General features: G+C 41.1%; 11 protein-coding genes. 10 read left to right on the top strand and 1 reads right to left on the bottom strand.

Features of this window, described 5'->3' with window-relative positions:
* Window position 1: 1 nt before the first annotated feature.
* Window positions 2-1,165, top strand: coding sequence for a homogentisate 1,2-dioxygenase (locus tag NK987_RS19390; protein ID WP_259265198.1), 1,164 nt, complete (start codon window positions 2-4; stop codon window positions 1,163-1,165).
* Between the two features lie 254 nt (window positions 1,166-1,419).
* Here the strand turns inward: NK987_RS19390 and pafA are convergent, their stop codons facing one another.
* Window positions 1,420-3,063 (bottom strand): alkaline phosphatase PafA, encoded by a 1,644-nt coding sequence (gene pafA / locus NK987_RS19385; RefSeq protein WP_259265197.1) that lies wholly within the window; start codon window positions 3,061-3,063, stop codon window positions 1,420-1,422.
* 173 nt (window positions 3,064-3,236) lie between these two features.
* Here pafA and NK987_RS19380 point away from each other — a divergent pair, with 173 nt between their 5' ends.
* The 9 genes from NK987_RS19380 to NK987_RS19340 all read left to right on the top strand — a co-directional run bounded on the left by NK987_RS19380 (window position 3,237) and on the right by NK987_RS19340 (window position 13,742).
* Window positions 3,237-4,658 carry an aminopeptidase P N-terminal domain-containing protein gene (locus tag NK987_RS19380; RefSeq protein ID WP_259265196.1) on the top strand — a complete coding sequence of 474 codons (1,422 nt, stop codon included), beginning with the start codon at window positions 3,237-3,239 and terminating at the stop codon, window positions 4,656-4,658.
* Window positions 4,659-4,751: 93 nt separating this feature from the next.
* A complete protein-coding gene (locus NK987_RS19375) occupies window positions 4,752-5,624 on the top strand; it encodes a geranylgeranylglycerol-phosphate geranylgeranyltransferase (protein ID WP_258424384.1) in 873 nt (290 codons plus the stop codon).
* A gap of 204 nt (window positions 5,625-5,828) precedes the next feature.
* Window positions 5,829-6,386, top strand: coding sequence for a phosphoribosylglycinamide formyltransferase (purN, locus tag NK987_RS19370; RefSeq protein WP_258424385.1), 558 nt, complete (start codon window positions 5,829-5,831; stop codon window positions 6,384-6,386).
* A gap of 108 nt (window positions 6,387-6,494) precedes the next feature.
* Window positions 6,495-8,021, top strand: a complete 1,527-nt coding sequence (purH, locus tag NK987_RS19365; RefSeq protein ID WP_259265195.1) for a bifunctional phosphoribosylaminoimidazolecarboxamide formyltransferase/IMP cyclohydrolase — start codon at window positions 6,495-6,497, stop codon at window positions 8,019-8,021.
* Window positions 8,022-8,225: 204 nt separating this feature from the next.
* The gene (locus tag NK987_RS19360; protein ID WP_259265194.1) at window positions 8,226-8,984 is read left to right on the top strand and encodes a hypothetical protein; all 759 of its coding nucleotides are present in this window, start codon (window positions 8,226-8,228) and stop codon (window positions 8,982-8,984) included.
* A gap of 142 nt (window positions 8,985-9,126) precedes the next feature.
* Window positions 9,127-10,617, top strand: a complete 1,491-nt coding sequence (gene cysS / locus NK987_RS19355; protein WP_275982576.1) for a cysteine--tRNA ligase — start codon at window positions 9,127-9,129, stop codon at window positions 10,615-10,617.
* Entirely contained in the window at window positions 10,607-11,587 is a 981-nt protein-coding gene (locus NK987_RS19350) for a M28 family peptidase (RefSeq protein WP_259265193.1), read from the top strand. Before cysS ends, NK987_RS19350 begins: the two co-directional genes overlap by 11 nt.
* Before the next feature lie 25 nt (window positions 11,588-11,612).
* A complete protein-coding gene (locus NK987_RS19345) occupies window positions 11,613-12,638 on the top strand; it encodes a LacI family DNA-binding transcriptional regulator (protein WP_259265192.1) in 1,026 nt (341 codons plus the stop codon).
* Window positions 12,639-12,674: 36 nt separating this feature from the next.
* Window positions 12,675-13,742, top strand: a complete 1,068-nt coding sequence (locus NK987_RS19340; RefSeq protein ID WP_259265191.1) for an aldose epimerase family protein — start codon at window positions 12,675-12,677, stop codon at window positions 13,740-13,742.
* Window positions 13,743-13,745: the final 3 nt, after the last annotated feature.

Raw genomic sequence — 13,745 nt, 5'->3', positions numbered from 1 at the left:
AATGGCTTATTACCACAGATTGGGGAATATTCCCCCAAAAAGACATACCCAATTCAGACAGCCTGATGGGAGCCTTTACAAAGAAGAACTCGTCAGCTCCAAGGGATTTTCCGGCATCTATTCCAATCTTTACCATATTTACAATCCCAACGATGTCAAATCCATAGGGAAAGCTACCCCTTATTCTTGGGAACCTGCCAAAGCACATGGGTTGCAACAGACACATCTCAAAACTTCCGGTGTCGGTATTACTGGTAAGAATTATCTTTCTGCCCGCAAAATGCTCATGATGAATAATGATGTGATGATGGGGATTTGCACACCCGAGCAGCGAAAAATGGACTTTTTCTTCAAAAATGCAGATGGTGATGAACTGATCTATGTTCATGATGGTGAAGGTGTGATGTATTCCCAATTTGGAAAACTGGAAGTACGCCAAGGTGATTACATTGTGATTCCGAGGACTACGATCTATAGGTTTGAATGGAAAGAAGAAGGCCCTTTGCGGCTATTGGTGATCGAATCTCACGGCCCGATTGAAACTGTCAAAAGATACCGAAATGAAGTGGGACAATTATTGGAACATTCTCCCTACTGCGAAAGGGACATCCGCACTCCAAGTGAATTGGTCATCGAATCAGAAACGGGGGATTATCTCGTACAGATCAAAAAAGGAGGAATGCTCCATCCCTATACGTACGGGCACAGTCCATTGGACATCGTCGGATGGGATGGTTATTTGTATCCTTATGCACTCTCGATCCATGATTTTGAGCCGATCACCGGCCGAATCCACCAACCGCCTCCGGTACACCAGACTTTTCAGGCTTGGGGATTTGTGATATGTTCTTTTGTGCCAAGGCTGTTTGATTACCATCCTTTGGCCATTCCTGCCCCATACAACCACAGCAATATCGATTCTGATGAGGTTCTCTATTATGCCGAAGGCGAATTTATGAGCAGAAAAGGCATTGACCGAGGCTCATTTACCATACACATGGGCGGACTTCCGCATGGTCCGCATCCGGGAACAGTAGAAAAATCCATAGGGGCAAAATCTACAGAAGAGATTGCCGTGATGCTTGACACATTCAAGCCATTACAGGTCACTACCCAAGGTCTTGAATTTGTTGACCCAAACTATCCGATGTCCTGGAAGGAGTAGGTTAATGGTTAATTGGTTAATGGTTAATGGTTATTTGAGCAGGTTTTGAAAGCAAAACAGCTTCCCATTAAAAATGGGAAGCTGTTCTTTTTTTTTGAAAATGATTAACTCTAACATATACTAGTTATGTATTTACACTTTCTTTCCTTAACCATTTAAAACTCGGAGTGAGGTTCAATTGAAGTGGCAATGGACCGTCGACTGTGGTCTATGGACAGATATTAACCAAATGTCCAGTATCTATTTGGTCCGAATCATTTTTTATCCACTATTTCCAATATTGGTTGACCCGTGGCGCCGTTGGGAAGACGGATATTCAGCATCATGGAGAGAGTCGGTGCTATGTCTGTAACGGTCGCGTATCTTGAACTTTCTCCTTGCGGGACTTTCCATCCCATAAACACAATCGGCACATGGGTATCATAGGTATAGCCAGTTCCGTGTGTTGTTCCTTTAAAAGAGCTACTTAACCATGCAGGTTCCAGCACAAGCAACAAGTCACCTGAGGCTTTGTGGTTATATCCCATTTGAAGCAATGATTTTTTTCCTGTCAGATAATCCATTCTTCTCATATCTGTTCCGGTATACACTTCTTTGATCCCTGGAAATTTCAATAAAAATTCTGCCAGTGAACGCTGCATTTCTTCTATATCAACCCCCTTTTCTTTTGCCAGATCATAGTTCAAAAAAACCTGCTCGTTGGTAAAACTTGAAATCCAGTTTCCTTCACCATATTTCAAAATTGAAAATCCTCTCATTTGGGTTAGGATATAACGGGTATTGAAGTTTCCGGCAGGGACATTTTCGCTCAACATATAATCCACAATATCAGCCACTGCATGATCGGCCGTCAGGAAAACCAAATACTCATCTTTGCCATATTCTTTGTCGAGGAAATTGAAAAATTGCTCCAATTCCCTGTCCAGCCTTAAGTAGTTATCTTCCAACTCTACGGACGTCGGCCCAAACCGGTGTCCGATATAATCGGGTGAAGAAAAGCTGATTGCAAGTAGATCGGTCTCTCCTCTTTTGCCCAACTTCTCCCCTTCAATAGCTGCATATGCCATATCCAAGGTGAGGGTATTTCCAAATGGCGTCCCGGCGATTATGCCAAGACCCCCATTGTTTTCCATCAGACTTGGCAAGTCATATGGGAAAACTGTCTTCTCTTGACCTATAAAAGGACCCTCGAATGTATTGTCATCCGCAATACTTTGTTTGTAAGTTTCGATGGGGAAAAGTGTTTCCCATTTTTTGGAACTGTATTTCTCTGCCAGTTTCCTTTCATTGAACTTTTGTACCCAAGTGGGCAAAGAATCATAATAGTATGTTGAAGTCATGAAATTGCCTGTAATGTTGTCAAACCAATAGGCATCTCCTAAATGACCTGCGGGAAGGGAGGCTCCTCTGTCTTTGATGGCAATTCCAATGACTTTCGACCTTTTGTTTGATGCAAATCTCATTTCATCAGAGATCGTGGTCGAATACATATTCCGCGGAGAGATTTTCCCGTTTTCAGCATCCCCTCCTACTGCATTGACTGTGCTGTCTTCCGCACAATACATCGTCCTGCCAAGACTTCGCACATACCAGTCATTGGCAATAATGCCATGGGTAGCCGGTGTCGTTCCGGTGTAGACCGATGCATGACCTGGGCCTGTATAGGTTGGAATATAATTGTAGTGGGCATTCTTCATCATGAAGCCGTCTTTCATCAGTCTTTTAAAACCGCCCTCGGTATACCTTTCTTGGAATTTATAAAAATATTCCTGCCTCATCTGATCCACTACGATTCCTACCACAATCTTTGGTTTTGGTGAAGAGGTGTTTTTTTGGTTTTGGGAAAATGCTGAAAGGCTAAAAAGTACAAACATGAAAACAGTCATCAATTTTTTCATTCTCAATAGGTGTTTAAATTTCGGCAAATATAGGGATTTCAATTTTGGTAGCATTTTACCAATTTGTTAATCGGCGGGTTATTGTAAGGAATGGGATTCAATTTTCCATTATCGGTTTACTTATTTTATTAAAGGGGCACTATATTTCCCACCTAATCAAAAAATAAAACTAAATGAAATTCAAATTCTCCGGCATTTTCCTTTTTGCTTTAATTACCCTCCTGTTAGTTGAAAACAACCTACTTGCTCAATCTTTTTTCGCTGATGGTTTGAGTCCCGAATTCCACAAAGGCCGGAGGGAAGCACTGAGGGCTTTGCTACCTGAAAACTCAGCTGCGGTTTTTTTCAACAATCCAGTCAAAAACCGCTCCAACGACACTGATTTTACCTATAGACCAAACTCCGATTTTTATTATTTCACAGGTTTTAGGGAGCCGAATTCTGCTCTGATCATTTTTAAAAGCCCTCAGACAATAGAAGGAAAAACAGTCAGTGAAATCATCTATATCCAACCCAAAGACCCTACCAAAGAACAATGGGACGGTGAAAGATTGGGTGTGCAAGGAGTCAAAGAAAAGCTCGGATTTGAGCATGTTTATCTTTATTCTGATTTTCTAAAAAATCCGGTAATTGACCTGAAGCAATTGAAAAGTGTGTTTTCTTTTGATATGGGGGAAATTGAAAGAAACGATTACAACAATCCGCTAAAGGCAATGGTAGCTGCATTAAAATCTGCCCATTCCACTCCGACAAAACCAGCCGATATGGCTTTGAATAACCTCATGGAAAAATTGAGGGTAGTCAAAACCCCAGAAGAAATTGATCTTTTGAGAAAAGCCGTAGCAATCTCTGGATATGGCCATATAGAAGCGTTCAGATCTATCGAACCTGGCACAACAGAGAGAGGAATCCAAGGAGCACATGAATTTGTCCATAAAGCCATGGGAGCAGAATATGTCGGTTATGGTTCGATTGTCGGTTCGGGTAACAACTCCACTATTCTGCACTATGTGGAGAACCATGTGATAAACCTTCAAGAGGGTGTTGTCCTGATGGATATCGGGGCAGAATACAGAGGCTATTCCGGTGACATCACAAGAACGGCCCCTGTCAAAGGTGTTTTTTCTCCTGAGGAAAAAGCCATTTATGAAATCGTTTTGAAAGCATTAGAGACAGGGACAAAAGCTTGTGTGGTTGGCGCTGATTACAGAGAAGTAGATGCCGTTGCACGTAAAGTCATAAACGATGGGTTGGTAGCTTTGGGAATCGTCAAGCCGGGAGAAAGGCATCCGTATTTTCCGCATGGTATCGGGCATCATTTAGGTCTGGATGTTCATGACCGGGGTGCTTATGGCATTTTGGAACCCGGAATGATCCTGACGGTAGAACCGGGCATTTATATTCCAGAAGGCAGTCCGGTAGATCCAAAGTGGTGGAAAATCGGCATCCGGATCGAGGATAATATTTTGATCACCAAAGAAGGAAATGAAAACCTGAGTGAATTTGTGCCTAGAACCATTGCCGAAATTGAAAAATTGATGAAAGAGGAAGGTCTTCTGCAAAAAACCAGGCTTCCAAATTTGAATAAGAAATAAGCAGAATCCCCAAAACCTAATTGCTTAAAATAAAGTTGATAGTGGTCAGGAATATATCCAAGTTCCTGACCATTTTTGTTTTAATTTTGAATCATGAGCGCTACGGTCAAAGCCAAAAAATTTTCTTTTTGGAGTCTTTTCAAAATCAGCAGACCCTTAAATCTGGTGATTGTGGCATTTGCGCAGCTCATGACTGCTTATTTTTTGGTAGAGACTACACGAAAAGGTCTTCCGATATTACAGGATATCAATCTTTACCTGATCATTCTTTCCACAGTAATTTTGACTGCTGCAGGATATATGATCAATGATTATTATGATGTCAAAATAGACTATATCAACAAACCCGATGAAGTCATCATTGGCAAGGGAATGAAAAGAAGGGTTGTTATATTCTTTCACTCATTCCTAAACCTCACCGGAGTTGGAATCGGACTTATCGTTAGTCCAAGAATAGCTTTGATCAATTTCATTGCTTCTTTTTTGCTTTGGTTGTATAGCAATTCTTTGAAAAGGCTTCCATTTATCGGGAACTTCACTGTGGCCTTATTGACAGGAACTGCCATTTGGATGATTGGGTATTACTACCAAAAGTCTGAACTGCTAGTGCTCACTTATGCCATTTTTGCTTTCTTCATTAACTTGATCCGGGAAATCCTAAAAGACATTGAGGACAGACAGGGCGACAGAAAACACGGTTGTCGCACGCTTCCCATTGTGTTTGGCTTCCGCAATACCAAAAGGATCATCTTTCTGATTGCCTTTTGCTTTATCTGTGCGATTTTGGTAGTGACTTTTAAGATCAATAATACCCAGCTGTACTTTTACTTTGGAGGTCTGAGTATTCTCTTTTTCATCTTTATGTATAAAATCTATATGGCTGACCGCAAAGCCCATTTCACCCAACTGAGTATTCTTTCCAAGATGCTGATGATTACGGGGATTTTGAGCATGGCTTTTTTGTGAAAGAGACTTGAGATGTGAGATTTGAGATTAAAAAAATTCATAATTAGAATATTGTTTTGAGTTCAATACAATTTTTGGTTAAAATTGTATTGGGTCCAGAACAATAATTGTCAGAAAAAACCTTGGATGATTTATTCTAGGATTAAAAAGGAATTTTAAATACCAATCCTCTATTTTTACAGCTTCAAAAAAAGCCAAGAAACCTTGAAAAAAATAGCCATCCTAGCTTCAGGTAGCGGTACCAATGCGGAGAAAATCATGGAGTATTTCCAAAATTCCCAAAAAGGTGAAGTTGTCTTAGTAGCCTCTAACAAAAAAGACGCTTTCGTACTAGAAAGGGCTAAGAAATTTCAGGTACCAACCTTCATTTTTTCAAAATCAGAACTTGAGTCCGGAATCCTAACCGACAAACTTCAGACTTTAGGGATCGATTTGGTAGTCTTGGCGGGCTTCCTACTCAAAATTCCTGATAATCTAATTCAAAAATTGCCAAATCAAATTGTCAACATCCACCCTGCTCTGTTACCAAGTTATGGCGGAAAAGGAATGTATGGTGCCCATGTCCACCAAGCTGTGAAAGATGCAGGGGATGCTGAAACAGGAATCACCATACACATGGTCAATGAACATTATGACGAAGGAAAAATCATCTTTCAGGCAGCTGTACCTGTACTTCCCTCCGATACTCCTGACGATATTGCTGATAAAGTCCATCAACTTGAGCACAAATACTTCCCAAATGTGATTGAAAGCCTGCTATAATCCCTTGGTTTTCCTACCTTTGCGACTTGAAAAATTTCCAATAAATAAATCACCCCAATAGCACACTATTCCTGATCTGAAAAGTGTCTTTGTGGGATTCATTCAAACATGGCTACCAAAAAAATACAATCCGCCCTCATTTCGGTCTATTACAAAGACAATCTCGAACCTATCATTGCCCAACTGAAAGCCCAAGGAGTGAAAATCTACTCTACCGGCGGTACTCAGGCATTTATCGAACAACAAGGTGCTGAAGTCATCCCTGTTGAAGAATTGACAGGATATCCGTCAATTTTCGGAGGACGTGTAAAAACCCTTCATCCAAAGATTTTTGGAGGAATTCTACACCGAAGAGACCATTCCGGAGATATTTCCCAAGCCACTGAATTTGATATTCCTGCTATTGATCTTGTGATTGTGGACTTGTATCCATTTGAAGAAACTGTCGCCTCGGGAGCTTCCGAAGCAGATATCATCGAAAAAATAGACATCGGCGGGATTTCATTGATCCGTGCTGCTGCCAAAAACTTCAAGGATGTCGTCATCATCGCCTCCAAAGGACAATACGCTGAACTTGAAGAAAGACTAAGCCGACAAGATGGTGCAACGACTTTGGAAGACAGACGGTATTTTGCGGCGCAGGCATTTCAGGTTTCTTCGAATTATGATACCCATATTTTCAACTTTTTTAACAAAACTGAAAATATCCCTGCCCTCAAAATCTCCGAAACAAAAGCCAAGGCATTACGCTACGGAGAAAACCCACATCAGGCCGCCCATTTCTACGGAGACATGGAGGCTTTGTTTGACCAATTGAACGGTAAGGAATTATCCTACAACAACTTGGTGGATGTGGATGCGGCAGTGGCCTTGATTGCTGAATTTGAAGGAGAAACGGCGTTTGCCATCCTAAAACATACCAATGCTTGCGGAGTAGCAACCGCCAAAACCGTTCAGGAAGCTTACAAGAAAGCTTTCGAGGCGGATACCACCTCCGCATTTGGGGGAGTTTTGATAACCAACCAAAACGTAGACCTTGCGGCAGCCGAAGAAATGCACAGCCTTTTCTTTGAAGTGCTGATTGCTCCTTCTTTTGACGAGGATGCTTTGGCATTGCTCAAAGGAAAGAAAAACAGAATCCTGCTCAGGCAGAAAATCCAGATCGAGGGCACGAAGCAAATCAAAACTTTGCTCAATGGCATCATCGAACAGGACAAAGATTTGAAGACCGAAACCAAAGCCGACTTCAAAGTAGTGACCAAAATCACCCCAACGAACGAAGAACAGGACGCTTTGGTATTTGCTGCCAAAGTCTGCAAGCATACCAAATCCAATACGATCATCCTGAGCAATAGCAACCAATTGTTTGCTTCGGGAGTGGGACAGACATCAAGAGTTGATGCATTGAGACAAGCGATCGAAAAGGCGAAATCTTTTGGTTTTGAACTGAAAGGTGCCGTGATGGCTTCAGACGCATTTTTCCCTTTTCCTGACTGCGTGGAAATTGCCCATGAAGCAGGAATCACTGCTGTCGTCCAACCCGGCGGATCTATCAAGGACCAAGACAGCGTCGACTTCTGCGATGCACATGGCATGAGTATGGTGATGACAGGTGTGAGACATTTCAAGCATTGATTTGCAAGAAGCGAGAAATTAGAAGCGAGAGGCGATAGTCAAAACAATATAAAACCCTTCAAACTTTATAAGTTTGAAGGGTTTCTAATTTTTGGAGCTATTCACGATATAATCCTTTTTTTTTAATGACATAATACTTTCTCCGTGAACCATGAAAATTTATTTTGTTAGTATATTGAAATAAATTTCATAAATGAAAGTTGTATGCAAACTTTAGGTATCAAATCAATTGCGAAAGGCTGTGCAAATTTGAGATCGCTCTTGTTTGTATTTTTTTTCGCCGCTTCCTTCATTTTTCTTTCCTGTGGTGAGAAAAAGCCTAAAGATTTAGAAGCAATTAGTGATATGTTGTTAGAATTGGAAAACCTTAACTATTTTCCAGAGGACATTTATTTTAGGCTACCTCCTCCATTTTATTTTGATGATTCTATTTCTACTCATAAGTTTGATTCAATTAACTTAAATGAGCTATTGACAAATGAATTGATGGATAGCTACAATAAACAATTAAGAGAAATTGAAAACAGAAAAGTTGACAGTACTTTCATATTTTTGATGTCTGAAGATTATCTTTTTAATTCTTGTGATATATGCAGTATTAGGCCTGATTCATTACTACAAAATTTAGCTTATCTGAAATTTCTTCCGCTCGTTGACAGATTAGTTAAGGGAAATTTGGAACCATTGCTGATAGATTATTATTCATTCCCACAAAAAGGAAAATATAAACTCAAGTCCAATTCCAAATTCCCAGACCGAACCCAATTATATAACAATCAATTAGACTTTTTATGCGGTGGCGAAATTTCAATTTCAAGGTTTTATCATGAAAAAGATATTGGAGTTATTTATTTTGACACAACCATATGTCCAAGTGACTGTGGTGTAGGCTACTTGGTTTTAATGGAGTACAGAACTAATAAATGGAAAATTTTCGATATTTTGATACAGCATATATCCTAGTATGTTAAGAAAGACCATTCCGCATGTCACTTCAATTTAAAAATTGATCTCCAGACATTTCTTTTCATTCCCGATTTCTATTTTCTATTTTGCGTCTTCATTTTAAATACCTTTATTCTTTGGTATTCCGTACCCTTATATTATGACCCATAATCTAAAAATCTACAACACTCTTTCCCGCAAGAAAGAAGATTTTGAACCGATCAACCCTCCTTTTGTTGGCATGTATGTCTGCGGTCCTACCGTATACGGAGATGCGCATCTAGGCCATGCTAGACCGGCAATCACTTTTGATACTGTCAATAGATACCTTACGCATCTTGGCTATCGTGTACGCTACGTCCGCAACATCACAGATGTAGGACATTTGCAGGGTGATGCGGATGAGGGCGAGGACAAGATTGCAAAAAAAGCAAAATTGGAGCAATTGGAACCGATGGAAGTGGCGCAGCAATATACTGACACTTACCACCGTGAAATGGAGGCGCTCAATACTTGGAAACCGAGCATTGAACCAAGGGCAACAGGACATATTCCTGAGCAGATCGCCTTGGTGGAGGATATTTTGAAAGAAGGATTGGCGTATGAGGTCAATGGTTCGGTGTATTTTGATGTATTGAAATACAATGAAACTTATGAATATGGAAAGCTTTCAGGCCGGGTTTTAGAGGAGCTGATCAGCGGAAGCCGTGACCTTGACGGACAGGGTGAGAAAAGAAATGCTGTTGATTTTGCCTTGTGGAAAAATGCTTCTCCCGAACACCTGATGAAATGGGAATCACCATGGGGTACGGGCTTCCCTGGTTGGCACCTCGAGTGTACCGCGATGAGTTCCAAGTACCTTGGAAAGCAGTTCGACATCCACGGAGGCGGGATGGATTTGATGTTTCCGCACCATGAATGTGAAATAGCACAGGGCAATGCCTGCAACCATCAGGACCCTGCTAAGTATTGGATGCACAACAACATGATCACCATCAACGGGCAAAAGATGGGCAAATCATTGGGTAATTTCATTACCCTTCAGGAGCTTTTCACCGGAGACCACAAACTCCTGGAGCAAGCCTATAGCCCGATGACGATCCGTTATTTCATATTGACGGCCCATTATCGGTCCACTTTGGATTTCTCCAATGAAGCCCTAAAAGCCGCCCAAAAAGGATATAAGAAAATCATCAATGGCTTACGGATCGCAAAAAAATTGGAATTTGCTGCCGATGAAACAATAGCTTTGGATGCGGAGCAGATCAAGCAGGTCCAAAGCAGCATCAGCAATGCTTACCGTGCGATGGATGATGACTTCAATACAGCGCAGGCGATTGGTCAAATTTTCAATTTGTTGAAAAAAATCAATTCTGTCTATACAGGTCAGTTGAATGTAGGGGTATTTGGAAAGGATGTCTTTTACCAAATGATCCAGACCTATGTGATTTTTGTAGAGAAAATTTTGGGTCTAAAAGAAGAAGTAGCCAATAACCAACAAGGCCTTTTGGATGTTCTGTTGAAACTTTATTCTGAATCAAAAACAGCCCGCAACTACGATAAAGTGGATGAGATCCGGAATGGGTTGAAAGACTTGGGAATAGTGGTTAAGGATATGAAAGACAAAATCGATTGGGCATATGAAGAGTAATTGGGGAATATATATTCTTGTATTCATTTTCCTTTGGTCCTGTAACGGAGACAAAACAACAGATTCCGGTCAGGTTCAGGTCTCATACAAACCTGTTCCCGATTTTGTGGCTGACTCAGCCTACGCTTATATCCAAAAACAGGTGGATTTTGGTCCAAGGGTGCCCAACACGGAACCGCATAAAAAAACAAAAGAATGGTTTGTTCAAAAATTTGAAAGCTTTGGATTGGACGTTCAAACACAAGATTTTCAGGCCAAAACCTATGACAACCAACTTTGGAATCTGACCAATGTCATTGCTTCTTATAATCCTTCGGCGAAAAAAAGAGTGCTTCTAGCTGCCCATTGGGACACAAGAAGGATTGCTGACAAAGATACCGAAAGGATTGATGAACCTATAGATGGTGCCAATGACGGCGGATCGGGTGTGGGTGTGCTATTGGAGATTGCCAGGATTATCAGCATTTCGGAGCAAAAACCTGAAATAGGGATTGATTTTATCCTTTTTGATGGGGAAGATGATGGAGAACCTGAACATACCTCCTTTTCCAATAATTCACAGGTTTGGTGGTGTCTCGGTTCTCAGCATTGGTCGAAAAATCCTCACCAAGCAGGCTATTCAGCCTACTACGGCATATTGGTAGATCTTGTCGGGGCAAAAGGTGCGAGGTTCTTCAAAGAGGGCAATTCCATGCGCTATGCTAAAAACATTGTCAATAAAGTGTGGAATTTTGCCTCAGAATTGGGATATTCAGACTTCTTTATCATGGAAAATGCTCCTGAAATCATTGACGACCATGTTTTTGTAAATAGAGATGCGGGGATTCCGATGGTAGATATCATTGAATTTTCTCCTAGGGCAGGATTTGGTCACTACCATCATACCCATATGGACAATATGGAAATAATAGATAAAAGAACACTTAAGGCTGTAGGTCAAACAGTTTTATTCACTGTTTACCAAGAATAAAATCCTATAAAACCACCAACAAATCATGAAAAAAGGCCATCAGGTTACAATGAAAGAGATAGCCAAAAAACTTGGCGTGTCGGTCTCTACTGTTTCCCGGGCGATGAAAGACTCGCCTGAGCTCCATCCCGATACCAAAAAACGGATCGTGGATATGGCCAAAAGCATGAATTACCAATATAACCTTTTGGCACAAAGTCTCAGGATCAGCCGAAGCAAGGTTTTAGGAGTGATAGTACCTGAATTGACTTCCCATTTTTTCTCAAGTAATATCAGCGGAATTCAAGATACTGCTTACAAGCGTGGCTACAACATCATGATCTGCCAATCCAATGAGTCATTTGATCAGGAAAAAGCCAATATCAGGACACTAGTTTCGTCACAGGTTGATGGATTGTTGATTTCATTAAGTAGAGAAACCAAAACCTACGAACACCTTCAGGATATTTATGACAGGGGAATTCCTTTCATCATGTTTGACAGGGTGACTGAAGAAATCCCAGTCTCCAAAATTACGGTTGATGATGCACATGGTGCCTATTTGGTAGTGAAGCACCTTCTGGACCAGGGATGCAGAAAAATAGCCTACTTCTCGGGGCCAGAGGACCTTTATATCAGTAAAAAACGGAAAGAAGGATATTTGGAAGCTTTGGCCGAATATGGTCTGTCAGAAAAAGAAAGTAAAGTCTATTTCACTGACCTGACGCCTGAAATGAACCGCCAAGTGACAATTGAAATGCTTGAAAGTGGGGATTTGCCAGATGCTATTTTTGCAATGATAGATCCTGTCGCGGTGGATGTCATGATAGTATTAAAGGAAAAGGGCATCAAAATACCTGAACAGATAGCACTCGCAGGATTTACCAACAATCCAACTTCAGCCGTAGTGGAACCTTCCCTCACGACGGTTTCACAGCCTGGATATGAAATGGGACAACTTGCGGCCAACCATTTACTTGATCAGTTGGAGGAAATCGTGCCTGACGATCCACAGTCATTTGTATTGCTGACCACATTAGTACCACGTAATTCCTCGAAGAAAAAATCTTAAAGCCTTAAATGGCTTTTTTTATACCCAAACCAGCCTATGCAACCTGTATTAACTTCCAAGAAATTTGGGAATACTCCAAAAGGAGATGAAATCCAACTTTTTACATTTAGTATTCCTCGTCAAATTGAGGTCTCTGTCATGAATTATGGGGCAACTTGGACGCACCTTTTAATACCTGATCGAAATGGAAAATTGGAAGACGTGGTATTGGGTTTTGATAATTTAGACGGGTATTTGCAAAAAGATTATTTGGAACATTATTGCTATATCGGATCGACGATTGGAAGGATTGCGGGCAGGATTACTGACAATCGGTTCCATTTGGAAGGAAAAACATATGAACTTCCAGCCAACTTAAACGGGATTCATCTGCATGGAGGAATGGAAGGCTGGAATAAGAAAGTATGGGAATCAGAACCATTTGAAACCAATAACTCTGTGGGAGTCACTTTTTATTACCAAAGCAAAGCTGGTGAAGAAAATTATCCGGGCACCATTGACATTTGGGTGACTTATACATTGGATGAAACAGGCAGATTGGAGATCAGTTATAAAGCGTGCTCCGATGAGAAAACAATCATCAATCCCACCAACCATGCATATTTTAACCTCACGGGCGATTTCTCCAAAACAATCGAGGGGCACGGATTCTTTGTAGACGCAGGGAAATACCTTCCAATGAACCAAAACAGCTTACCAACAGGGGAAATCGCAAGTGTCGGCGGAACTCCATTTGACTTTAGAAACCTGAAAACAATCAGCGAACCTATTCACCGGGAACACTCCCAATTAGAAATTGCGGGAGGAATCGACCATTGCTTTGTCCTCAACCAACCTGAGGATTGCGCTGTACTTTATGACCCAGAATCAGGAAGAAAATTGACACTTTCTACCACCGAACCTGGGATTCAGGTCTACACAGGTAATTATTTGGGAAATGATTTCAAAGGAAAAAATGGCATTACTTATGGCAAGAGAACAGCCATCTGTCTGGAAACCCAGCATTTCCCGGATTCCTGCAACCAACCTGAATTCCCTTCAGTCTTGCTGATGCCGGGAGAAGTATTCCAATCAAGAACGCAGTTTGTTTTTTCGGCAGAGTGAAGA

Source organism: Aquiflexum gelatinilyticum, assembly GCF_024813435.1.
Lineage (GTDB): Bacteria > Bacteroidota > Bacteroidia > Cytophagales > Cyclobacteriaceae > Cognataquiflexum > Cognataquiflexum gelatinilyticum.
This window is presented reverse-complemented; position numbering and strand designations above follow the sequence as displayed.

Coding starts and splice junctions, on each gene's coding strand:
- NK987_RS19390 (WP_259265198.1), top strand. CDS start 2: ATGGCTTATTACCACAGATTGGGGAATATTCCCCCAAAAAGACATACC.
- pafA (WP_259265197.1), bottom strand. CDS start 3,063: ATGAAAAAATTGATGACTGTTTTCATGTTTGTACTTTTTAGCCTTTCA.
- cysS (WP_275982576.1), top strand. CDS start 9,127: ATGACCCATAATCTAAAAATCTACAACACTCTTTCCCGCAAGAAAGAA.
- purH (WP_259265195.1), top strand. CDS start 6,495: ATGGCTACCAAAAAAATACAATCCGCCCTCATTTCGGTCTATTACAAA.
- NK987_RS19360 (WP_259265194.1), top strand. CDS start 8,226: ATGCAAACTTTAGGTATCAAATCAATTGCGAAAGGCTGTGCAAATTTG.
- NK987_RS19375 (WP_258424384.1), top strand. CDS start 4,752: ATGAGCGCTACGGTCAAAGCCAAAAAATTTTCTTTTTGGAGTCTTTTC.
- NK987_RS19350 (WP_259265193.1), top strand. CDS start 10,607: ATGAAGAGTAATTGGGGAATATATATTCTTGTATTCATTTTCCTTTGG.
- NK987_RS19380 (WP_259265196.1), top strand. CDS start 3,237: ATGAAATTCAAATTCTCCGGCATTTTCCTTTTTGCTTTAATTACCCTC.
- NK987_RS19345 (WP_259265192.1), top strand. CDS start 11,613: ATGAAAAAAGGCCATCAGGTTACAATGAAAGAGATAGCCAAAAAACTT.
- NK987_RS19340 (WP_259265191.1), top strand. CDS start 12,675: ATGCAACCTGTATTAACTTCCAAGAAATTTGGGAATACTCCAAAAGGA.